This is a genomic window from Clostridium coskatii (assembly GCF_001675205.1).
Classification (GTDB): Bacteria; Bacillota; Clostridia; order Clostridiales; family Clostridiaceae; genus Clostridium_B; species Clostridium_B ljungdahlii.
Map to the genome: position 1 here is coordinate 97,007 of NZ_LROR01000036.1, position 23,246 is coordinate 120,252.

Annotated in this window: 21 protein-coding genes; 20 read left to right on the forward strand and 1 reads right to left on the reverse strand. The window is 32.6% G+C overall.

All coding sequences use genetic code 11. From position 1 onward, the window contains the following. Nucleotides 1-17: 17 nt before the first annotated feature. The 8 genes from CLCOS_RS06430 (at nt 18) to CLCOS_RS06465 (ending at nt 7,557) form a co-directional block, all read left to right on the forward strand. Nucleotides 18-503, forward strand: a complete 486-nt coding sequence (locus tag CLCOS_RS06430) for an ABC transporter substrate-binding protein (RefSeq protein ID WP_063601335.1) — start codon at nt 18-20, stop codon at nt 501-503. 27 nt (nt 504-530) lie between these two features. Then, entirely contained in the window at nt 531-1,757 is a 1,227-nt protein-coding gene (locus CLCOS_RS06435; protein ID WP_082853555.1) for an ABC transporter substrate-binding protein, read from the forward strand. 46 nt (nt 1,758-1,803) lie between these two features. Continuing rightward, on the forward strand, nt 1,804-2,898 hold the full coding sequence (locus tag CLCOS_RS06440) for an ABC transporter substrate-binding protein (RefSeq protein WP_063601336.1): 1,095 nt from the start codon (nt 1,804-1,806) through the stop codon (nt 2,896-2,898). Between the two features lie 40 nt (nt 2,899-2,938). Next, a complete protein-coding gene (locus tag CLCOS_RS06445; protein ID WP_063601337.1) occupies nt 2,939-3,634 on the forward strand; it encodes a GTP-binding protein in 696 nt (231 codons plus the stop codon). Further along, nucleotides 3,634-4,671 carry an ATP-binding cassette domain-containing protein gene (locus tag CLCOS_RS06450; protein WP_063601338.1) on the forward strand — a complete coding sequence of 346 codons (1,038 nt, stop codon included), beginning with the start codon at nt 3,634-3,636 and terminating at the stop codon, nt 4,669-4,671. Before CLCOS_RS06445 ends, CLCOS_RS06450 begins: the two co-directional genes overlap by 1 nt. Before the next feature lie 183 nt (nt 4,672-4,854). Further along, the gene (locus CLCOS_RS06455) at nt 4,855-5,604 is read left to right on the forward strand and encodes a DUF364 domain-containing protein (RefSeq protein WP_063601339.1); all 750 of its coding nucleotides are present in this window, start codon (nt 4,855-4,857) and stop codon (nt 5,602-5,604) included. 31 nt (nt 5,605-5,635) lie between these two features. After that, nucleotides 5,636-6,430, forward strand: a complete 795-nt coding sequence (locus tag CLCOS_RS06460) for a DUF364 domain-containing protein (RefSeq protein WP_063601340.1) — start codon at nt 5,636-5,638, stop codon at nt 6,428-6,430. Nucleotides 6,431-6,465: 35 nt separating this feature from the next. Next, nucleotides 6,466-7,557 (forward strand): ABC transporter substrate-binding protein, encoded by a 1,092-nt coding sequence (locus tag CLCOS_RS06465; RefSeq protein WP_063601341.1) that lies wholly within the window; start codon nt 6,466-6,468, stop codon nt 7,555-7,557. A gap of 80 nt (nt 7,558-7,637) precedes the next feature. On the opposite strand, the gene CLCOS_RS06470 is transcribed toward CLCOS_RS06465, so the two are convergent. Further along, a complete protein-coding gene (locus CLCOS_RS06470) occupies nt 7,638-8,240 on the reverse strand; it encodes a MerR family transcriptional regulator (protein ID WP_063554836.1) in 603 nt (200 codons plus the stop codon). A 194-nt stretch (nt 8,241-8,434) separates the two neighbouring features. Between CLCOS_RS06470 and fdhF the strand changes: the two genes are divergently transcribed. The 12 genes from fdhF to CLCOS_RS06530 all read left to right on the forward strand — a co-directional run bounded on the left by fdhF (nt 8,435) and on the right by CLCOS_RS06530 (nt 23,163). Next, nucleotides 8,435-10,540 carry a formate dehydrogenase subunit alpha gene (gene fdhF, locus CLCOS_RS06475; protein WP_082853556.1) on the forward strand — a complete coding sequence of 702 codons (2,106 nt, stop codon included), beginning with the start codon at nt 8,435-8,437 and terminating at the stop codon, nt 10,538-10,540. A gap of 453 nt (nt 10,541-10,993) precedes the next feature. After that, nucleotides 10,994-11,575 carry a 4Fe-4S dicluster domain-containing protein gene (locus CLCOS_RS06480; protein ID WP_063601342.1) on the forward strand — a complete coding sequence of 194 codons (582 nt, stop codon included), beginning with the start codon at nt 10,994-10,996 and terminating at the stop codon, nt 11,573-11,575. A gap of 35 nt (nt 11,576-11,610) precedes the next feature. Further along, nucleotides 11,611-12,984 carry a [FeFe] hydrogenase, group A gene (locus CLCOS_RS06485; protein ID WP_153042913.1) on the forward strand — a complete coding sequence of 458 codons (1,374 nt, stop codon included), beginning with the start codon at nt 11,611-11,613 and terminating at the stop codon, nt 12,982-12,984. A 5-nt stretch (nt 12,985-12,989) separates the two neighbouring features. Then, a complete protein-coding gene (locus CLCOS_RS06490) occupies nt 12,990-13,559 on the forward strand; it encodes a 4Fe-4S dicluster domain-containing protein (protein ID WP_063601344.1) in 570 nt (189 codons plus the stop codon). A 140-nt stretch (nt 13,560-13,699) separates the two neighbouring features. Next, on the forward strand, nt 13,700-14,260 hold the full coding sequence (locus tag CLCOS_RS06495; RefSeq protein ID WP_063601345.1) for a hypothetical protein: 561 nt from the start codon (nt 13,700-13,702) through the stop codon (nt 14,258-14,260). Between the two features lie 145 nt (nt 14,261-14,405). Then, the gene (locus CLCOS_RS06500) at nt 14,406-14,867 is read left to right on the forward strand and encodes a DUF4342 domain-containing protein (protein WP_063601346.1); all 462 of its coding nucleotides are present in this window, start codon (nt 14,406-14,408) and stop codon (nt 14,865-14,867) included. Between the two features lie 122 nt (nt 14,868-14,989). Beyond that, nucleotides 14,990-15,673, forward strand: a complete 684-nt coding sequence (locus tag CLCOS_RS06505; RefSeq protein ID WP_063601347.1) for a response regulator transcription factor — start codon at nt 14,990-14,992, stop codon at nt 15,671-15,673. Then, entirely contained in the window at nt 15,666-16,835 is a 1,170-nt protein-coding gene (locus tag CLCOS_RS06510) for a sensor histidine kinase (protein WP_063601348.1), read from the forward strand. The genes CLCOS_RS06505 and CLCOS_RS06510 overlap by 8 nt, the downstream gene beginning before the upstream one ends. Before the next feature lie 91 nt (nt 16,836-16,926). Continuing rightward, entirely contained in the window at nt 16,927-19,032 is a 2,106-nt protein-coding gene (locus CLCOS_RS06515; RefSeq protein ID WP_063601349.1) for a cell division protein FtsA, read from the forward strand. 29 nt (nt 19,033-19,061) lie between these two features. After that, nucleotides 19,062-20,234 carry a M20 metallopeptidase family protein gene (locus tag CLCOS_RS06520; protein WP_063601362.1) on the forward strand — a complete coding sequence of 391 codons (1,173 nt, stop codon included), beginning with the start codon at nt 19,062-19,064 and terminating at the stop codon, nt 20,232-20,234. A gap of 319 nt (nt 20,235-20,553) precedes the next feature. Next, entirely contained in the window at nt 20,554-21,513 is a 960-nt protein-coding gene (locus CLCOS_RS06525; protein ID WP_063601350.1) for an RluA family pseudouridine synthase, read from the forward strand. A 42-nt stretch (nt 21,514-21,555) separates the two neighbouring features. After that, the gene (locus CLCOS_RS06530) at nt 21,556-23,163 is read left to right on the forward strand and encodes a putative polysaccharide biosynthesis protein (RefSeq protein ID WP_063601351.1); all 1,608 of its coding nucleotides are present in this window, start codon (nt 21,556-21,558) and stop codon (nt 23,161-23,163) included. Nucleotides 23,164-23,246: the final 83 nt, after the last annotated feature.

The following is a 23,246-nucleotide window of genomic DNA, read 5'->3' on the forward strand; positions in this document are numbered from 1 at the left end:
GGTAGGTGTTTTAGAAATTGTCCGAATCAGAAAAGCCAAAGGTTTATTATGTGAGAGGGCCTGATGCACTTACAAGTCATGGACGTAATTCTTATACAGAATGGTATGTGGAAATGGCAGGAGGAACACTTGTAACAAAAGATTCAAAAGAAGAGATGATGACAAAACCAACTATGGAAGATATATTGAAATGGAATCCAGATGTTATTTTTATGGGGCGTGTTAACAATACAAAATTAATTTTGAATGATCCTAAATGGAGCAATGTTAAGGCAGTAAAAGATAATAGAGTTTATGTCAATCCTGACGGTGTGGCTGTCTGGGATTATGGAAGCGAGGGAGTCTTACTTCTAGAATTCATTGCTAAAACTCTTCACCCTGATCTTTTCAAGGATCTTGATATGAATAAAGAAGTTAAAGAATATTATTCAAAATTTTATCATTATAATTTGACTGACGATGAAGCTAATAGAATTTTAAAGCATCTACCTCCGGTATCATGATGCAAATATTAATAGAGGTAACAAGCTATGGAGAAAATTAGTCCAAGAATATCCATTAAAGATTTAATTGAGAAATATCCAATGGTAATAGATATTTTTAGAATGTGTGGGTTTAATTTAAAGAATCAGGATGATTTGCTAAATAAGTTTGGAGAAAGGACTATGCTCCAGACAGTCTTAAAGGTTAGAAAATTAAACATAAAGTCATTCATAGATATAGTTGAAAGTAAAATAAATGAAAAAGAAGTGATGAGCGATTTCTCCATTAAAACAATGGCTGAGGGGGATAACTTAAATTTATTAGGATATGTGCCAGTTCCTATAAAGCGTGCACTTAAAGAAAATTTGGATAAGCTAATTTATAGATATAAAGAGAAAAAGGGAAAAATTTTAAAATGTTATGTACCCTGCGGTCATAGTCAAGATCAGAGGTATTTGTCCATGTGGGAGGTAAAAGATATCAATGAGTTTCCAGATGTACTTATTACTTTTGGATTTGAAAGTTACTTTAACAGAGAGTTTTTTTATAATTTAGTTGAAAAAGGATATTTTAAATGTGCCTGGCATGGTGCTCATATAAATAAGGACTTTTCAGGAATAGAATGTGGGTATAATGAGGGTGGATATACAATGTATTCTGTTTCTCCATATATTTTACTTGTAGATAAAAAGAAGATTGGAAGTCTTGATGTGCCTAAAATATGGAGTGACTTATTCAAAGTGGAATACAAAAATAATATTATTGTTGAGGGAAGAAAAGATTTTATTTCTTCAACAATACTTCACTACATATATAAGGATTATGGAGAGGAAGGCATAAGAAAACTTGCTTCTAATGTGAAAGATGTTTGGGCTCCTGCTAAAATGGCAAGATCCGCGGGAACGCCAAATAGTGATGGTGCTGCAATTTATATAATGCCCTGGTTTTTTGCAAAATGCTGCAGCGGCAAGGATGATACTTTTATTGTATGGCCAGAGGATGGCGCTTTTATATATCCCTTATATATGTTGATAAAAAAATCAAAATGGGATGAACTTCATGAGATTGTGAAATTGATCACAGGAAAAGAATTTGGAGGTGAATGTGCAGAAGGCTGCTGTCCATCGCTAAATCCTTGTGTAGATAACGAACTCCCTAAAAATGCAAAATTCAAGTGGATTGGTTGGAATTATATTAAATCCAATGATATGTGCAAACTGAAGAACTATCTAAATTCTATTTTTGTTAACAGTATAAATTCAAATACCTTTTAAGAAATGAAAAGTAAGTGTTTAACTATTAGGAGAGAAGGGTATAAATATGTTTAAAAAATTAAAAACAAACAATTTAATTATATTATTAGTTATTGCATGCACGATTTTAGTTACAGGTCTTACAGGTTGTGAAAATAAGAGCTCATCTTCAAGTGTAAGTTCAAATAAACAATCACAAAGCACTAAAACTATTGTGGACATGGATGGAAATTCAGTTAAGGTTCCTGCGAAGGTTACTAAAGTTGCAACTTCTTGGCCTGGATTTTGCAATGCACTTTTTACAGTTAGTGGCAGAAATAATAAAATAGTTGCAACTTCTCCTTCTATTAAGAAAAGCTACCCTTGGGCTATTAAATTGTATCCACAACTTAAGAATATATCTTACCCATTTAATGGAGAAACAACTAATATTGAACAATTAGTAAAGTCTAAACCAGATGTAGCATTTTTACGTAAAGGCGACAGCATACAAAAAGTTAAAGAAGCAGGTATACCTGTAGTTATGATTGATTATAAGCATAATAGTATAGAAGATATAATAAATAGTGTTGTTATAACAGGTAAAGTGCTAGGAGAAAATGAATATAAAAAAGCAGAACAGTATAAAGATTATTTCAACAAAAATATAAGTAAAGTATCTTCTATAACATCTAAAATACCTGAAAATGAAAGACCTAAGGTAGTTTATCTATCTGTGCAAAATGAAAGTATTTCAGTATGGGGTAAAAATATGCCTCAAAATGAAACTATAAATATGGTAGGAGCAATAAATGAAGCAGCTAATGAAGTAGATGGATATAAAGAAGTTTCCATGGAGCAAATGCTTAAGTGGAACCCAGATGAGATAATAGTAGATGGAAATCTTAAAAAAAGTAAAGTAGTAAAAAATCCTTCATGGAATCAATTAAAGGCAGTAAAAGACAATAAAGTATTTGTAAGTCCTAGTGGTGTTTTTTCATGGGCAAGACTTGGAACAGAATCAGCACTGCAATTGTTATGGATGGCTAAGAACATATATCCACAAAAATTTGAAGATATTGATATTGCAAAGGAAACAAAATATTTTTATAAAAATTTCTTTGAATACGAATTAAAGGATAATGAGGTTAAAGAAATACTAAATTGTGAAAATCCAATTTAAACGAGTATTAAAAAGTATATTTGTGGAGTAGGTGAAAAAAGTGAGATTAATTACTGTTTCAGGTCCGCCTTCATCTGGGAAGACATCTGTAATTTTAAAAACTATACAGTATTTGAAGCTAAAAAAGTTAAATGTAGGTGTAATAAAATTTGATTGTCTTTCTACATTTGATGATATTCTATATAAAAAAGCAGATATTCCAGTGAAAGTAGGACTCTCTGGAAATTTATGTCCTGATCACTTCTATATAAGTAATATTAATGATTGTGTAAGTTGGGGATGTAAAAACAATTTGGATTTATTAATTAGTGAAAGCGCAGGATTATGTAACAGATGTTCGCCTCATATAAAAGGTGTCCTTGCCATATGTGTAATAGATAATCTCTCTGGAATAAATACACCTAAAAAAGTGGGCCCTATGCTAAAATTAGCTGACATTATAGTTATAACTAAAGGAGATATTGTATCTCAAGCAGAAAGAGAGGTATTTTATTTTAAGGTAAAGCAATCTAATCCAAAAGCTTCAATTTTTTGTGTGAATGGTATAACAGGGCAGGGAGCTTATGATTTAAGTGAGAGTTTAAAAAATGCTTCAGAGGTAGATAGCTTAGAAGGAAAAATGTTAAGGTTCACTATGCCTTCCGCACTTTGTCCTTATTGTGTAGGTGAAAGGAAGATAGGCAAAGATTATGAAAAGGGAAATGTAAAAAAAATGAATTTGGGGGATGCCATATAATGAAGGATAAAGTTATATCAATTCCTATAAAAGACTTAATAAAAGAAGACTCATATATAGAAGATTTTTTTACGTCAATTGGACTTAAAAATTATAATCATGAGTGCACATTAGAGCAAATAGTAGAAACACTTACAGATGAATTTATTGATGACTGCGGACTTGGTAGAGAAGAGATATTAAACCATTTTCAATTGTTTGTTGAGAAAATGGACGAGTTAAAGTTAAAATCAGAAAGTCATATTGAATATATAACTATTATAGGAGGACATGACAAGTCAGGCAAAAATGAAAATATGAGTATCACAGTAAAACCTGGAGAAATCATATCTTTAGTTGGACCCACAGGAGCTGGTAAAAGCAGATTATTAGCGGATATAGAATGTATTGCACAGAAGGATACTCAAACGGGTAGGCAGGTACTCATAAATGGGAAAGTACCTGAAACAGATAAAAGGTTTTCTATGGACAATAAGATAGTGGCACAGCTTTCTCAAAATATGAATTTTGTAATGGATTTAACGGTTAAGGAATTTATTACAATGCATGCAGAAAGCAGGATGATAGATAAAATAGAAGATACGGTTAAAGCAATAATTGAATGTGCCAATGAACTTGCCGGTGAAAAGTTTTCTTATGATGCACCGGTTACACAATTGAGTGGAGGTCAATCAAGGTCACTGATGGTTGCGGATACGGCACTATTAAGTATATCTCCTATAGTTTTAATTGATGAAATAGAAAACGCAGGTATTGATAGAGGAAAAGCAATAGAATTATTAGTGAAAAAAGAAAAAATAGTTTTTATGTCTACCCATGATCCTATATTGGCACTTATGGGCAATAAGAGAATTGTCATAAAAAATGGAGGAATAAATAAAATAATAGAAACTAATTATGCTGAACGAAAAAATCTTCAGCTGCTTAAAAAATTTGATATAAAAATGACAAAACTTAGAAATACAATACGCAGTGGAGAGGTTATTGATTTTGATGTAAGTGAATATTTATGTGGTTTATCAATGAATCTTACTTAGTGGGAAAAGCAGATATCTCAAATCTTAGATTTGATGATAGTCGCTTTCTCTTTAGAGTTTTGTTTATCCCACTAAGTTTAGATGAATTATCTAGGGGCGTAGCTACTGTTATCTCCCACTTTGATAGAAGTGGGAGTGTTACAGTAGGTAGCTATCAGATAAATTAAAAATGGAGGATAAGTTATGTGGGAGATATATGATGAGTTAATAGAATTAATACCTAAGGACTTGGTTATAAAGGATTTTGTAGCAGGATTAAACTGGTTTTTAGTAGAATCTGTTGGAACAGGGATGGCAATGACGCCTAAAGAGGGGAATTCTTATTTGCAGATGGCGGGTAATGTGGTTGGAATGAAAGTCTGTGAGATAGCAAAACTTATAAAATCTTGGAGCAATTATGAAGCAGCTTTAGGATTAGCAGCAATTAATTCTGTAATTAATACTCCTTACAATGTAGAAACATTTGGTGGCATTAAGATAAGTGAACAGCCTAATATTAATGACTTTGAGTACATGAAAGATAAAATAAAAGGAAAAAAGGTAGCCGTTATAGGACATTTCCCGGATCTTGAACCTTTGGCTGAGATATGTGAGCTTTCTATACTTGAAAGAATTCCACAAAAAGGAGATTTTCCAGATCCATCCTGTGAATATTTATTACCCCAGCAGGAATTTGTGTTTATAACAGGAACTACTTTAATAAATAAAACTTTACCGAGACTTCTGCAGCTTAGTAAAAATGCTTACGTTACAGTTGTAGGACCTAGTACACCTATGACTAAGTGCTTATATAAGTATGGTATTAATATGCTTGCAGGGACTGTAGTTACAGAACGTAATAAAGTATGGAAGTTAATTAGGGAAGGTGGTAGACATGAGTTTTTTAATAATGGGGCGCTCATGGTTAAAATACCTAAAGACAAAGTAAAATAAGGAAGTTGACAGTAAAAATGGGGGAGTAATTATGTGGGAGATATATAATGACCTTATTTCAAGAATACCAGAAAATATAAGGATAAAGAGATGTTTAATGGGAGTAAATTGGTTTTTAGTGGAGTCCGAGGGAATTGGCATGGCAATGAGACCATTAGAAGTGTATGGTAAGGTAAGTATTCCTGAGCATATAGCAGGAATGAAGGTTTGTGAAATAGCCAGGTATATAAAATCCTGGAACAATTACGAGGCTGCACTTGGATTAGCAGCAATAAATTCTGTAATAAATACTGAAAATAATGTTTCTAAAATTTATCCCGGTGATTTAAATGGACAACCTAATGAATCTTCATTTATATTGTTAAAGGAACAAATAATAGGAAAAAATGTCACAGTAATTGGGCATTTCCCGAGAGTAGAAGCGCTTAGAAGAATATGTAAACTGTCAATACTAGAAAGAAAACCTGATGAGGGAGATTATCCTGATCCAGCCTGTGAGTATATTTTACCTTATCAGGATTATGTGTTTATAACAGGAACGACTATTATAAATAAAACTATTCCAAGACTTCTTGAATTGAGCAAAAATGCAAATGTAATATTAGTTGGACCAAGTGTTCCTATAACTGAAATGTTGTTTAGTTATGGGGTTGACTTATTAGCTGGTACAGTTATTGTTGAAAAGGAAAGAGCCTGGGATGTTATACAAGAAGGCAATCCAACAAAATTTTTTAAACGCGGTGCCAGAAGGGTTAATATAAGTTTTGAAGATTATAAAAATGTACAATGGAAAGATGAAGTTCAGTTAAGTAAGAAAGATATTTAAAGGAGAATCAAATTAAGATAGGATGTGAAAGTATAATGAAAAAAATAAGAAGAGCTAGAAATTTAATTGCAATTATTTTTGCAGCTGTGTTTTTGCTAGCAGGATGTGGACAAAGTAGCACAGATTCTACAAAGAGTAGTGAAAAATCACAGCAAAAAGTTATAACTGATGCTGCAGGGCAGAAAGTGAAAGTCCCTGCCAAAATTGATAAAATAGCCGATGCATGGCCGGCACACAATGAAATGGTAACTATGCTTGGAGCTGGAAATAAGATAGTTTCAACAATTTCTACTCCGCAATCTGTTCCTTGGCTTTATAAAGTAAATCCACAGATGAAAAGTGCAGTTACTGATTTTACAAATGAAAGTGTAAATACAGAAGAAGTTTTAAAGACAAAACCTGATATATTGTTTATGCCGATAAATTCTAAGACAGCAGGAAAGGTAAAGGAACTTGGAATTCCTACAGTACAACTAAATTTTACTGACTTTGACAGCATGAAAAAGACTGTTAAATTAACAGGAGAAATTTTTGGAGGGGATTCAGTAAAGAGAGCAGACAAATATATTTCTTATTTAGATAGCAAATTGAAAATGGTAACAGATGTAACATCCAAGATACCTGATTCACAAAAACCAAAGGTACTACATATAATATCTTTTTCACCACTTACGGTAGACGGAAAGAATACTATAATTGATTCATGGATAAAAGCAGCAGGTGGAATAAATGCAGCATCTGAAATAACTGGTAATATGAAAGTAACTTCTACAGAGCAAGTACTCAAATGGAATCCAGATGTTATAATACTTGGAAGTAATACTTTAACTGATGTGAAAAGTGCTATAAAGAATATAGACCAGTTAACTCAAAATTCAACTTGGAGCCAGATAAATGCTGTTAAGAATAGGAAGGTTTATATAAATCCAACAGGAGCATTTTTGTGGGACAGGTATGGCGCAGAAGAAGCATTACAGATACAATGGGCAGCAAAGACACTTCACCCTGATAAATTTAAAAATTTGGATATAGTTAAAGAAACTAGAAACTTTTATAAGACATTTCTGAATTATGATCTTACAGAGGAAGAGGCAAACAAAATTATAAATGATAAAAATCCTGATTAATTAATATATTATTTTATTAGACGCTGGGGGAATGGATAAAATCATTTAAATCATTAATTTGGCAAGGAGCAGAAGATAATCTACTCCTCACAAAATCTAAATAATTTAAACCATTTTTGTTTCTTTTGTTTCTTTCTCTCCTTTCGGCTAATATATTCAGATTGATTATTTTGAATTTGTTCAACTAATTCTTTAGTATTTGTAATAGAATCAAATAAAGAATTTTTATCGTTTAATATCTTAGATAAATTATCATTAATTAAAGAACTGCTTTTTTCAATATCGCTTTTAATGATGTTTGTATTGTTCTGCATAATATCTGAAACAGATTGTCTGATAATAGTTTCTATTTCAGGTTTTATCAAATTGGATATTGCTTGTGCTGCAAATTCTAAATCTTTTTGATTACTAAATAGGGAAGAATCATTATCTAAGAAATATTGTTTAATTTGTTGTGTTGTATAATGTTTTTCTTTGGATAAGTATTGAATCATTTTTAACTTGTTAATATCATCTTCAGTAAAATTTCTATATTTACAGTGATGATTGGAGTTTAAATAATCTTTGAAGGTCAGGCAGTAATTTCTAATTGCTTGAGTGCTGGTGTTTAATAATTTTGCAACATCTTTTGTCTTGTAAGTATTTATTTTGAAATCGCTTATGTTTATTGATTTGTTTTCCATAGTTACCACTCCTTTTACAATATTATACAATTAATTGGGAATATTATCAAGACAAATTTTAATTAATTAATTTATAATATAATATTTTAAGGATATTTTTTACTAAATTACAATATTTTATATTAGAGAGCAAGCATATCTCTATTTTTTCAGAAGGCGGCAATGCCTAAATTTAAAGAAAGGAATATAAGAATATGAAGAGTATACTGACTACTTGCCCTTATTGTGGAACAGGATGCACATTTTTTTTAAATGTAAGACAAGGAAAAATTGTTAGTGTAACCCCAAATAATGATGTAAATTCAGTAAACCAAGAGAAGCTTTGTTCAAAAGGGCGTTTTGGGTTTGATTTTGTACATCATAAAGATCGCCTAACTAATCCTTTGATCAGAAAAGAAGAAAAGCTAGCTGAAGTTACATGGGGAGAAGCAATTGGTTTTATTGCTTCTAAAATTAAAAAAACTGTAAAGAAATATGGATCTGACAGCATAGCAGCTTTTAGTTCCGCACGATGTACTAATGAAGAAAACTATCTTATGCAAAAATTAATGCGTGCAGTAATTGGTACTAATAACGTCGATCATTGTGCCCGCTTGTGACATGCTCCTACCGTGTCTGGTCTAGGCACAGCATTTGGCAGTGGAGCAATGACAAACTCAATACATGAACTTGATGAAATGGGGCCTAAAGATGCTATTTTTGCAATTGGTACAAATACCACAGAATGTCATCCTATAATTGGTATTAAAATGCTAAAAGCTAAAGAACGCGGTACTAAACTCGTAGTAGCTGATCCACGTAAAACTGATATGGCACTACATGCTGATATTTGGCTGCGGCATAAACCAGGTACAGACGTAGCACTTTTGAATGGAATGTCATATGTAATACTTACAGAAGGGCTGGCTGATGAAGTGTTTATTGCTGAAAGAACTGAGAACTTTGAGGCTTTCAAAGAGGTTGCACTGAGATTTAACCCAGAATATACGGCCAGCATAACTAAAGTTCCAGCGAAAAAGATAATAGAAGCGGCAAGAATTATTGCTAAGGCTGATGCTGCTGCTTTGTATTATACTATGGGTATTACGCAGCATACTACAGGTGTTGATAATGTACTATCTACAGCAAATATTATGATGCTTACTGGTAATATTGGTAAGCCTAAAGGAGGAGTTAACCCTCTGCGTGGTCAGAATAATGTACAAGGAGCATGTGATATGGGAGCTTTGCCTAATGTCTACACTGGTTATCAATCAGTAACTAATCCTGATGTGAAAGCGAAATTTGAAAAAGCATGGAATGCTCAGTTAAGCGATGAGGTTGGACTTAATATTCCATCTATCTTGAATGCAATTGAAAAAGATAAGGTCAAAATGCTGTATGTATTTGGCGAAAATCCAATGCGCAGTGACCCGGATATAAATCATGTGGAACATTGTTTAAAGCATTTGGATTTTTTAGTTGTTCAAGATATTTTCTTAACTGAAACAGCTGAAGTTGCTGATGTTGTTCTTCCGGGCGTATCCTATGCTGAAAAAGATGGAACTTTTAGTAGTACTGATCGTACAGTGCAGCGGATTCGTAAGGTTGTAGAACCAATAGGTAATAGTCTTCCAGATTGGCAAATACTCCGGGATATCATGAAGGCAATGGATTATACAGCAGATTATAGTTCTCCTGAAGATATATTTGATGAAATGAGATCTTTAACACCAAGTTATGCTGGTATTAGTTATAAACGGCTGGAGGATGGTGGCATTCCATGGCCATGTCCAAATGAGAATCATCCTGGGACACCTATTTTGCACGTTGGTAAGTTTTCCCGTGGTTTGGGTAAGTTTTCCCCAATTGAGTATAGAGAACCTGCTGAGCTTCCTGATAAAGAATACCCATTAATGCTGACTACTGGACGTATCGTTACTCACTATCATACAGGAACTATGACGAGACGCTGTTGGGGACTAAATGGTGTGGATCCAGAAGGATTTTTGGAAATTAACCCTGAGGATGCAAAAAGTCTTAATATTGAAGATGGTGATGAAATTAGTGTAACAACACGGCGTGGCTCATTAATTACAAAAGCACAAGTAACAACTAGGGTACCAGAGGGATTAACATTTATTACTTTCCATTTTACTGAGAGTCCAGCTAATATTTTGACTAATAGTGCCCCTGATCCTGTTACTGGAACACCTGAGTTTAAAGTTTGTTCGGTAAAAGTAAAAAAATTAGATTTTTCAGATTTCGGATGTCAAAAGCGTAAAATTTTCCGTAAGAAGAGTGGATACAAAGAAGCTTAAGAATCAAGGATTTTTTAATGTTGGTACATAGATATTTTCTCATTTTCTATTTTTATCCGATGGCTACCAGCCGTAATACCCCCATCGCACACAGCGAAAGCGACTATTACCAAATCAAAGATTTGGGATATCTGCTTTTCTTATAAAGTGGGGGATATTAGAACTCTTGAGCTTCAGCGATTTAGAGTTCTTATGCTGTGCATAACGGCTGCTACGCCCCTGGATAACGATTTTCCCTAAAGGATAACGCCTTCTAAGTGCTAAAGCACTAAGAATCCTGTTAATAAGTTTCAGATGGAGAAAAAAACTCCACCTGAAACCAAGAACTCTGTTTATTTCAGATAAAAAGTGAGGAAGTCCTATGATATAAATTTTAGTCCTTATGGGGCTAGAAAAATAAAAGCCTTAGAATTATCTTAAAGGCTAAAATAACTTATAAGGGGGTAATTGAATATGAAACTTAACTCTTTTGTAGTAGCTGATGCCCATAAATGTATTGGGTGTAAAGCTTGCGAACTTGCTTGTGCTGCTTCTCATTCTGATAATGATGGGAAGACAGTGGGAACAGTAGAGACTCCAATTATGCCGCGGCTTTTTCTTGTTAAAACCGCTGAAGTAACTGTTCCTATTCAATGTCGACAGTGCGAAGATGCTCCTTGTGCCAATGTTTGTCCGGTAAGGGCTATTAGCCAGGTTGACAATAAGATTGTGGTTGATACCGAAGCTTGTGTAGGATGTAAAACTTGCGTAATAGCTTGCCCATTTGGTGCAATGGATCTTGTACCTAAGTATAAAGATGGTCAACTAGTTACTCAAAATGTGCTTATGTCTGAAACGGATAATGGTTTAGTAAAAAAGGAAGTAATTGTGGCACATAAATGTGATTTGTGTATTGAACAGCCTGATGGCCCAGCTTGTGTTAGGGCATGTCCAGAGAAAGCGTTGCAACTTATTGTACCAAAACAAGTAAAAAAGAAACGAAATATAGAGGCAGTTGATAATCTTTGGGATGCAGTAAAAGGTGTTTTTGATTAGAAACTTAATCTAAAATAAGCTAGGAGGCGATTGTTTTGACAGTTAAAACTGAAGGTATTGTCAAAATTGATAAAGAGTTGTGTACAGGATGCAAACGATGTGCAGATGTTTGTCCTGTAGATGCTATAGAAGGTGAAAAAGGACAACCTCAAATAATTAATACTGAACGTTGTGTTTTGTGTGGTCAGTGTGTACAAATTTGCAGTGCTTATGCATCTGCATTTGATGAAGATATTACTCCCCGTGAGCAAAAGATAAAAGAACGTAATATGCTCCCCTCTGTTAAAGAGCCCTTATTTGCATCCTACTATACAGGACATGCCATAGAAGTAAAAGAGGCCTTAGCAAATTCTAAACTTTTTACTATGGTTCAATGTGCACCAGCAGTACGTGTAGCTATTGCTGAAGAATTTGGTATGCCACTTGGAAGTTTAACACCGGGTAAAATGGCAGCTGCACTAAGAGAGCTAGGTTTTGATCGAATTTATGATACTAATTTTGCTGCTGATCTTACTATTATGGAGGAAGGTAATGAGCTTATTAAAAGGGTTACTGAAGGTGGAGTACTGCCCATGTTCACTTCATGTTGTCCTGCTTGGGTAAAATTTATTGAACAGGATTACCCGGAACTTATTCCGCATCTGTCGTCTTGTAAATCTCCACAGCAAATGGAAGGTGCTCTGCTTAAGACATATGGTGCACAGATTGATGGTGTAAATGCTGGCAAGATTTATAGTGTTTCAGTTATGCCTTGCATTTGCAAAAAATTTGAATGTGAACGTCCTGAAATGAAAGATAGCGGATATCGGGATGTAGATGTTGCAATTACTACACGGGAACTTGCACAATTAATTAAGGATGCTGGCATTGATTTTAATGATTTGCCTGAAAAAGAATTTGACAAGCCACTTGGAACTTATTCTGGAGCAGGTACTATTTTTTGTGCTACTGGCGGTGTTATGGAAGCTGCCCTGCGTACGGCATATAAATTGATTACTAAGGAAGAGATTCCAGATGTCGATCTCAAATTCATAAGAGGCGGCGAAGGAGTAAGAAGTTCAGAGGTTAAAGTAGGAGATTTGACACTAAAAGTAGCAGTAGTTGCTGGTCTGAAAAATGTTATACCAGTTTTAGAAGCAATTAAAGCTGGAAAAGCAGATTTTCATTTCATTGAAGTGATGACTTGTCCAGTTGGATGTGTTAGTGGAGGCGGACAACCTAAGGTATTGATACCTGATGAAAAAGCTGATGCTTATACTAATCGTACATGCAGTACGTATGTACATGATGAAAATATGGAATATAGAAAATCACATGACAATCCTGAAATACAGAAAATTTATAAAGAATTCTTGGTAGAAGATAATATTCATCATTTGCTCCATACTACGTATACACCAAGGAGGTAAGTATATTGAATACTTTTGTCGTTGCAAATCCTAATAAATGCATTGGTTGTAAGTCTTGTGAAATTGCTTGTGCGGTTGCACATTTAGATATTAGTGTGGTTGCTGCAGGATCAATAGATGCACCTTTTTCACCTCGCATCAATCTAGTACGGGCAGAAAGGGCTACTATGCCAGTGCAATGTAGGCAATGTGATGATGCACCTTGTGCAAATGCATGTCCAGTAGGCGCAATTGTTCATAAGAAGAATAAAATTGTTGTAAAAACAGAATTGTGTATTGGATGTAAGGCATGTATGTTTGCTTGTCCGTTTGGTGCTATGGATATGGTTCCAAATTGTAAAAATGGCCGGAAGCAAAAACAGGGTTTAAGTGTGATTACTAAAGAAGGAAAGCAAAATAAGGAGAATATGGCAGCACATAAATGTGATTTGTGTGCAGGTAGGCCTGGAGGCCCAGCTTGTGTAGAAGTTTGTCCAGCTGATGCTTTCACCATAGTTAAGCCCGAAGTTATAAATCATACTATTAAAAATAGGCGTCGATCCAGTGCTTTAAAAATTATGAAAAAACAAAAATAAGATCGGTTTTGGAGAAATGTACCTAGATTTGTGTAAATCAAATCTAGGTACGTTGTTGTATGAGGAATATTTAAATTTGTTACAAATCATAATTAAGATTATACTATTAATAATAAGTACATGAGAAGAGGAGGAGTAAAATGGAATCTAAAAAATATAGTGTCCCCAATATGATTTTAATTGGTTCAACTGCTAGAAACAGTGGAAAAACTACTCTTGCTGTTTCAATAATAAATAAATATAAATTAAGTAGACCAGTGGTAGCACTAAAAATAACAACTATCCAGGAGAAGAATGGAAAATGTATACGTGGAGGAGAAGGTTGTGGAGTGTGTTCAAGCTTAAAAGGAAATTTTGAGATAACGGAAGAGTTAAATTCAGACAATAATAAGGATACATCTTTACTATTAGCTGCTGGAGCAGAGAATGTTTACTGGTTAAAAGCATTGAAGAATAACATATATGAAGGATTTCAGGCATTTAGTACTAAAATACCTGAAAATGTTCTTATAGTATGTGAATCGAATAGCTTACGAAAAGTTGTTAATCCAGGGGTCTTTATTATGATAAAAAATTCCAAAGACAGTCAAATGAAAAAGTCAGCAAGTGAAGTTATAGATCAAGCTGATATAACTATAGAAAATAACTTTAATAATGATTTTGAAAAAGTAATAAAAGAAATAGAGAATATAATTAATTGATCAAATTTAATTACATAAAAAATTCTATGTAACTGATTTCTAATGAAATTCTAATCTTTAACTAATTGTCTTCTAATTATTCCCCAGTAGTATATAGGCATAGAGAAGATTCATTATTAAAAAATAGTTATAGGGAGGAATTAAGATGACAATTTCAATTGAACAAATTGATTCATTAAGAAAAAGAGCAAATGTAAGCTATAAGGAGGCCAAAGAGGCACTTGAAAAATGTAATGGTGATTTGGTAGAAGCACTTTTGTATTTAGAGGAACAGAATAAAATCAAGCCAGAGCATGAAAGCATAAAGGGATCACCTTTTATTAAAAAAATTAAAAATATTATTTTAAAGGCTAACAAGATAAAATTTGTAATATCTAAAGATGATAAAACAATTTTAAATTTGCCTTCTACTCTAGCAGTTTTACTTTGTATATTTGCATTTCCTGTTGCAATAGCTGTTGTAGTCATTGCTTTAATTACAAGTTGTAAGATAAGATTTCATAAAGAAAGTGGAGAAGAATGCAGTATTAATAGTAAAATAGATAAAGTTACTGAAGCTATGAACAATGCCAAAGATAAAATAACAGAAGAGATTAAGAATGCATAAAATAAAACCTGCTTATGATTTTTCATAAAGCAGGTTTTATTTTTGTCTAGAATTTAGCTTATTATAAGGATTGTGAGTAATAAAAAAGGTATAATAAAATTAAAAAAGTACAGGAGGATAATATGGCCGGTGAAAAAATTCTTATTGTAGAAGATGAAGTGAAAATTGCAAGGTTTGTTGAGCTGGAACTTCAACATGAAGGATATATTGTAGATAAAGCTGTAGATGGAAGAGAGGGACTGGAAAAAGCTTTAAATGAACATTTTGATCTTATAATACTTGATGTAATGCTTCCTTCCCTAAATGGAATGGAAGTACTAAGGAGGTTAAGGCAGAACTCTGAGGTTCCTGTCATTATGCTTACTGCAAAAGATGAGATAATGGACAAAGTAATGGGACTTGATATTGGTGCAGATGATTACATTACAAAACCCTTTGCCATAGAAGAACTTCTTGCACGTATTCGTGTTACATTTAAGCATAAAAGGGTTACACCAGATAAATCTGGTATTATAGAAATAGGCAAGTTGAAACTTAATATAAGTAAATATCTTACTACATATAATGATGAAGTAGTAGAACTGACAAAAACAGAATTTGATCTATTAAAATATTTAATGGTAAACAAAAATATAGTACTTTCTAGGGAAAACATTCTTGAAAAAGTATGGGGATATGATTATACAGGGGATACTAATGTAGTAGACGTCTATATTCGTTATTTGAGAAGTAAAATAGATGATAGATTTAATCATAAATTTATTTATACCGTTCGAGGAGTGGGGTATCAATTAAAGGATGAATAAGATTAAACTTGTATTTAGAATAACAGTTAAAATCATAAAGATTTTGTTTTTACTATTAGAGCGTGCTTTGAAGATTTTACCTAAATATTTGAATAAGGCAGTTGAAAGTATAGAAAACAAACTTAGATTTTCCATTAGCTTTAAAATAACAGTAACCTATGTATTCACCTTTGTGATAATTTTTTTCTTCATTACTTTAGGTATAATTGGAAGCTTTAACTACTATATGCAAAATAGTAGAAAGGATAATTATATAGTAGTTCTTTTAGGAATTTTAGCAGTATGGAATATTATAGGATTAATTATAATCATAATAATTGGTTCAAAGGCCAGTAAAAAATTTTTATCTCCTGTGTATACTATGGCAGATACAGTGAAAAAGATATCCATTAACGCCCTGGATAAAAGACTGGATATTAAGGGATCAAAAAATGAACTTAAGGATTTAGCAAAAACTTTTAATGATATGATGGACAGAATTCAAAGTTCTATAGAGAAACAAAATCAATTTGTTTCTGACGCATCACATGAACTGAGAACACCTATTTCAGTAATCCAAGGATATGCTAATATGTTAGACCGCTGGGGAAAAGATGATAAAGACGTGCTTGAAGAATCCATTGATGCTATAAAAAGCGAATCTAAAAGCATGAAAGACTTGATTGAGAAACTTTTATTTCTTGCAAGGGGAGATAAAAATACTCAAAAAGTTGACAAAGAAAATTTCATGATGAATGAGATGATAGATGAAATAGTAAAAGAGACAAAATTAATTGATGATGTCCATAAAATAGAAAATGAGCATAATGATGAATTTAGCATTAATGCTGACAAAAAGCTCATAAAGGAAGCTATAAGAATTTTCATAGACAACAGTATCAAATATACCGAGAAAGGTGAATGTATAAAGATTGATTCCTATAAAAAAGAAAATGAAGCTATAATAACTATTGCAGATAATGGTACAGGAATTTCAAGGGAAGACTTGCCTCATATATTTGATAGATTTTATAGGGCTGATAAATCCAGAACTAAAAGTAGTGGAGGTACAGGCTTAGGTCTTTCAATTTCAAAGTGGATAATAGATAAACATAATGGCAAAATTCATGTTTGGAGTGAAATAAACATAGGTACTATAGTAAAAATCACTTTGCCAATATAAATTGAATGTTTTGTCGTATTGTTATATAATTTTATTAGGCTCATATTTTGGGAATATGGGCCTTTAGATTACAGAAAAAGAGGTAAATATTATGGAGATTACTAACTTTAATCCGCAGGATGTAATATTTGCACTAGATATAGGTACAAGAACCGTAATAGGTACTGCTGGAATAGTGAAGGATAAAAAATTTAATATAGTATCAGAACATTGCGTGGAACATGAGGAAAGGGCAATGATTGATGGGCAGATACATGATGTAGGTCTTGTGGCAAATGCAGTAAATGCTATAAAGAAAAAAATAGAAGAAGACCTAAACATGAAATTGGAAAATGCAGCAATAGCAGCAGCAGGAAGATTTTTAAGAACTGTATCTGTAAAAGAGGATATGAACATTGATTATGATAAGGAAATAGATAGGGATACCATAAGGAGTCTTGAGTTAACTGCGGTGAAGTCTGCGGAAAAGCAGGTAACTAAAAATACAAAGGGAAGATTGTATTGTGTAGGGTATAGTGTGAAAAGCTATTATCTAAATGGTTATCTTATAAGTAATCTATTGGCACATAAAGGAGAAAATATATCGGTAGAAGCTATAGCAACCTTTCTTCCAAGGTCTGTAGTAGACAGTTTGTATTCTGTTATGGAAAAAGTAGGTCTTCAGGTAGTAAGCTTGACTTTAGAGCCTATTGCAGCTATGGAAGCTGCAGTCCCACAAAATCTAAGACTCTTAAATTTAGCGCTAGTGGATGTAGGAGCAGGAACGTCGGATATAGCAATAAGTAGTAAGGATACTATAAGTGCTTATGGTATGGTATCCCAGGCAGGGGATGAAGTTACCGAAGTTATAGCACAAAATTATTTAGTCGATTTTAACACTGCGGAAAAGATAAAAAAACAGTGTAATGAAAATGAAACTATAAAGTATACAGATGTTTTAGGCATAGAAAATAAAATATCTTCTGAAGAAGTTATAAAGCTCATAAATCCTGTTGTTAATAAAATAGCAGATGAAATCGGAAATAAAATAGTTGAGCTAAATGGAGATAAACCGCCTAATGCAATTTTTCTTGTGGGTGGAGGAGCTCATACTCCGGAACTGAAGGAATTCTTAGCTAAAAAGTTGAACATGCCTCTCCAAAGAATTGCCATAAAGGGAAGAGAAGCGGTTACGGATTGTGTATGTCTTGACAATTCCCTTGGAAGTACAGGGGTTACTGTTTTAGGTATTGCACTTATTTCCATAAGAAGACTAGGACATGGATTTATTGATGTAATGTTAAATGGAAATGTAATAAGTCTTTTTAATTCTCATGGACATACTGTAATGGATGTAATGCTGCAAGCAGGAATAAATCCTAAATCATTAATAGGCAAAAACGGTAAAAATATAAGATTTACAGTAAATGGTATAAAAAGAGTAGCTTTTGGTACTTTAGCTTCCAATACCAAAATAACTGTAAATGGAATTGAAAAAAGTATGGATGAGGAAATTAAAGAGGGAGACGACATAGAAATAAAGTATGCAATTAATGGAAAAAATGCTGTACCTAAAGTAATAGACTACATACAAAAATCCTATTCTGTGAGCTTTTTTATAAATGATTTAATAGAAAATTTAGAACCTGCAGCATATATAAATGAAAATAGAGTAAAATTGGATAGTACCATAAATGAAGGAGATAATGTAAATATAATCTTACCAGAAACCATTTCTGACTATGAAAAATATTTTTCGACTGACAGTGGAGAGGAATTTGTATATTATTTAGGTGGAAACAAATTAGACAAAAAATATATTATAAATGAAGGGGACAGAATTTATAGAATAACTAAAGTAGAAGATGGAAAAGAAAAAAATTCTAAAGAAGAAAGACAGGAAAATTTAAGTTCAGAAGAAGTGGCTTTGGAAGCGGCGCCAAAGGAAGAAGATATAAGCAAAGATAAAGAGGATGAATTACGCAAATCTATTTTGGATGAAAAAAGTAAGGATACAAATGAAATAACTGTAGTTGCAAATGGAAAAACTGTAGTACTTACGGGGAAAAAGGATTATATATTTGTGGACATATTTAATCATATAGAATTTGATCTAACAAAAATTAAGGGAAAGCTGTATTTGCATTTAAATGGAAATAATGCAGGTTATTATGATAAGTTATCTGAAGGAGACATAATAGAATTAGGGTGGGAATAAGTATTGATACTAATATTGGAGGAACAAATATGCAGAGAAACTTTTTGAAAATGGCAGAATCTATGAAACAAGAATTGATTGAAACTAGAAGGGATTTTCATAGGCACCCAGAACTTGGATATGATTTAGAAAGAACTTCTGGCAAGGTAAAACAATTTTTAGATAAATGGGGTATAGAATATAAGAACACGGCCCGTACAGGAATATGTGCAATAATAAGAGGAAAAGGTACTAAAACTATAGGAATAAGAGCTGATATGGATGCACTTCCTTTAGAAGATAAAAAAGTTTGTGACTATTCTTCAGAGGTTAAGGGAAAAATGCATGCCTGCGGCCATGACGCACACACAACTATACTTCTTGGAGTTGCTAAAATCCTAAACTCTATAAAAGATGAATTAAGAGGAAATGTAAAATTGTTTTTTGAACCTGCAGAAGAAACTACAGGTGGAGCTAAGTTGATGATAGAAGATGGAGTACTTGAAGATCCAAAGGTTGATAGAGTAATAGGACTCCATGTAGAGGAAAATATAGAAGTGGGGAATATAGGACTTAAACTTGGAGTAGTGAATGCAGCTTCTAATCCTTTTGACATAAAAATTAAAGGAGTTGGATCTCATGGAGCAAGACCTCATATGGGAATTGACCCTGTGGTAATAGCAAGCCATGTAGTAATAGCACTTCAGGAAATTGTAAGTAGGGAACTTCCTCCTACAGATGCAGGAGTAATAACTATAGGATCAATTCATGGAGGTACAGCCCAAAATATAATACCAGATGAAGTCACAATATCAGGTATTATAAGAACTATGAAGACAGAGCATAGGGAATACGTAAAGAAAAGGCTTTGTGAAATAACAAATGGAGTAGTTAATTCTTTTAGGGGAAAATGTGAAATAGACATACAGGAGAGTTATCCTTGCCTTTATAATGACAATAGGGCAGCACAGGATATTTTAAATGTAGCATATGATGTTATAGGTAAAGATAAAGTAAAGATACTTGAGAAGCCAAGCATGGGCGTAGAAAGTTTTGCTTATTTTTCTATGGAAAGACCTTCTGCCTTTTATTATTTAGGATGCAGAAATGAAGAAAAACAAATAATACATCCTGCCCATGGAAATTTATTTGACGTAGATGAAGATTGTCTTCCTATCGGAGTTGCCATACAGTGCAAGGCAGCTTATGATTTTTTAAGATAGTACAGTATTTAAATGTACTTAGAGTTTTTATTGTAATGGGTATAAACTTTAAGTATATTTTTTATGTAGAAAAACAAGTATAAGGATGTAAGGTATTTTCTTTTAAATGCCTAAGTTAAAAATTATATTTCTATTTATTGATTTAGTTAATAATAGTAGTATATAATTAGGTGTTGTCCATATAAGATAGTAAATAATACAATTTGCTAAATAACAAAGAACTTTAAACTTTTTAAAAACTTTGCAATATAGAATTCTTAAATTACTAATTGCAGATATATAAGAGAGTTGTTAATTTTAAGACTTAGGAGAGATTGATATGAAATTGGAGATAGGAAAGAACGAAGCTGGTCAAAGATTAGATAAATTTTCAAGAAAATGGCTTCAGGATGTGCCACTTAGTGGTATATATAGAGCTATAAGAAAAGGTGATATTAAAGTAAATGGGAAAAAAGCTAAAGAAAAATATTTCCTTTTGGAAGGAGATATAGTAAATGCAGAATACATAACTTCTAAGGAAACGAAATCTAAATTTGAAAGAATAGACAATGCTTTCTTAAAGATAATTTATGAAGATAAAAATATGCTTTTGGTAGAAAAATGGCCTGGAGTTTTGGTGCATTCAGATAAAAATTCCAAGGATGCTACTTTAACTGATTATGTACTTTCACATTTGTATGATAGGGGAGAATTTAATCCAGAAGAAGAGGTTACTTTTACTCCATCACCTTGTAATAGATTAGACAGGAATACTTCTGGTATAGTTATTTATGGAAAAAATTATGAATCATTGAAGTTATTGAATGAGATGATAAGGGAAAGAAGCATAAAGAAGTATTATATAGCTCTTGTAATTGGAAAAATAAAAGATGGAGTTTATGAAGGTTACATAAAAAAAGATAGAACAAATAACAAATCCAGTGTAAGCAATACACCGGAAAAAGATTCAAAAAAGATATCTATGAGAGTAAAAAATGTTAACACCTGCGGCATATATTCACTGATACAACTTGAGCTAATTACGGGTAGAAGTCATCAGTTGAGGGCTCACCTAGCATATTTAGGAAATGCAATAGTAGGAGACAGTAAATATGGTGTTTCAAATATAAATAGTTTTTTCTATAATAAATATGGTTTGGATTATCAATACTTATATGCATATAAGTTAAACTTTAGGAGCTGTCCTGAAGAACTTAATTATATGGAAAACAAGACCATAACAGAGGGACTTCCACCTATATTAAAGAAGATAAAAAAGGATATATTTAATAAATTCTAATATTTTAGGATATTAATAGTTTTTGATAGGGAGTTTTAAATTATGAAAGAGCAGTCAACAACTAAAGGTTTTGCCATACTTTCTATGGCAGGGATGGCCGTAAAAATATTATCTGTTATATATATACCACTTATGATGAAAATAATAGGTGAAGAGGGTTATGGATTGTATGGTGCATCTTATCAGGTATATGCCTTTGTTTTCGTACTTACGAATGCAGGTATACCTGTAGCTATATCAAAGCTTATATCTGAATTGAATGCAGTAGGTAATTATAGAGATGCAGTAAGGGGATTTAAAATAGCTAGATTTATTCTGGTCATTTTGGGAATAGTAATGGCATCTTTTCTAATTATATTTTCAGGGCCTTTAGCTAGTATAACAAAATATAACAAGGCGTATTTATCGCTTTTAACTTTGGCACCAGCTATATTTTTCACTTCCATTGCTTCTGCCTATAGGGGATATTTTCAAGGAAGGGCAAACATGACACCTACAGCAGTATCACAGGTTATAGAACAAATAGTAAATACCATATTTGCACTTGTATTTGCAGCCTATTTAATGAGATATGGAGTAGAAGTAGGTTGTACTGGAGGACCTATTGGAACTTCTTTTGGAGCTCTCGCTTCTGCTACATTTTTGATATACTGTTATGAAAAAAATAAAAAAATAAAGCTTCCTCAAAATTATGTGGAAGTAAGTAGGACAAGACTCACCACATCACAGCTTGTAAAAAAAATTATAAAATATGGAGTTCCTATAACTTTATGTGTAGGAATGACCTATGCTGGAAGTATAGTGGATTTAACCAATACTAAAACAAGGCTTATGGTCGGAGGAATAAGTGATACCAATGCTACTATACTTTATGGATATTTAAACAAATATCAGCAGCTTTTGAATGTTCCTATTGCTATAATATCTTCGCTTTCCGCAGCAATACTTCCAGCAATATCAGCAGCTTTTGCAGTTAAGGATAGAAAAAGGGTAAAAGATAAGATAAACTACTCTTTCAGACTTTGTTTCTTAATTGCGATACCTTGTGCAGTTGGATTTTCTGTTTTAAGTGGTCATATATACGAGCTTTTAAAGTTTGGAAAAGCATATTATATTATGGAATGTGGTTCTATAGTGCTTGTACTTATGTCAATAATGCAAATACAAACAACCATTTTGCAAAGTGTTGGAAAGCTGTTTACTGCTACCTTTTATTCTGTAATAGGTATAGTAGTCAAAATATGTATAAATTATGTTCTTATTGCAATCCCTAATATAAATATATTAGGGGCAATAGTAGGAAGTATAGTGGGATTTGTCATACCTATAATATTAAACCATATAATTATTAGAAAATCTTTAAATGCAAAAGTTAGTCTTATAAGACATGCTGTTAAACCAGCAATTGCTTCTGTAATGATGGGAATAGTTGTAGTTGCTTCTTCGTTTGCCATGGATTTTATATTTGGATTTATAAAGATTGCGTATATCCCAAATGCTATTTCTACAATAGTATCTGTTTTAGTAGGAATAATTACATATGTTTTTACTATGGCACTAATTGGCGGCATAAGAAAAAGGGATATGGAATTGCTGCCTGGTACAGTACGAAAATTAATACCAGGCTTTATATTGAGAAAAGTAAAATAAGATAGTATAAATAGAAAATTGAAATATTTTTTTAAAAAACTTGCATTACAAAATAAAATATGATAAAATTAGTCTTATTAAAA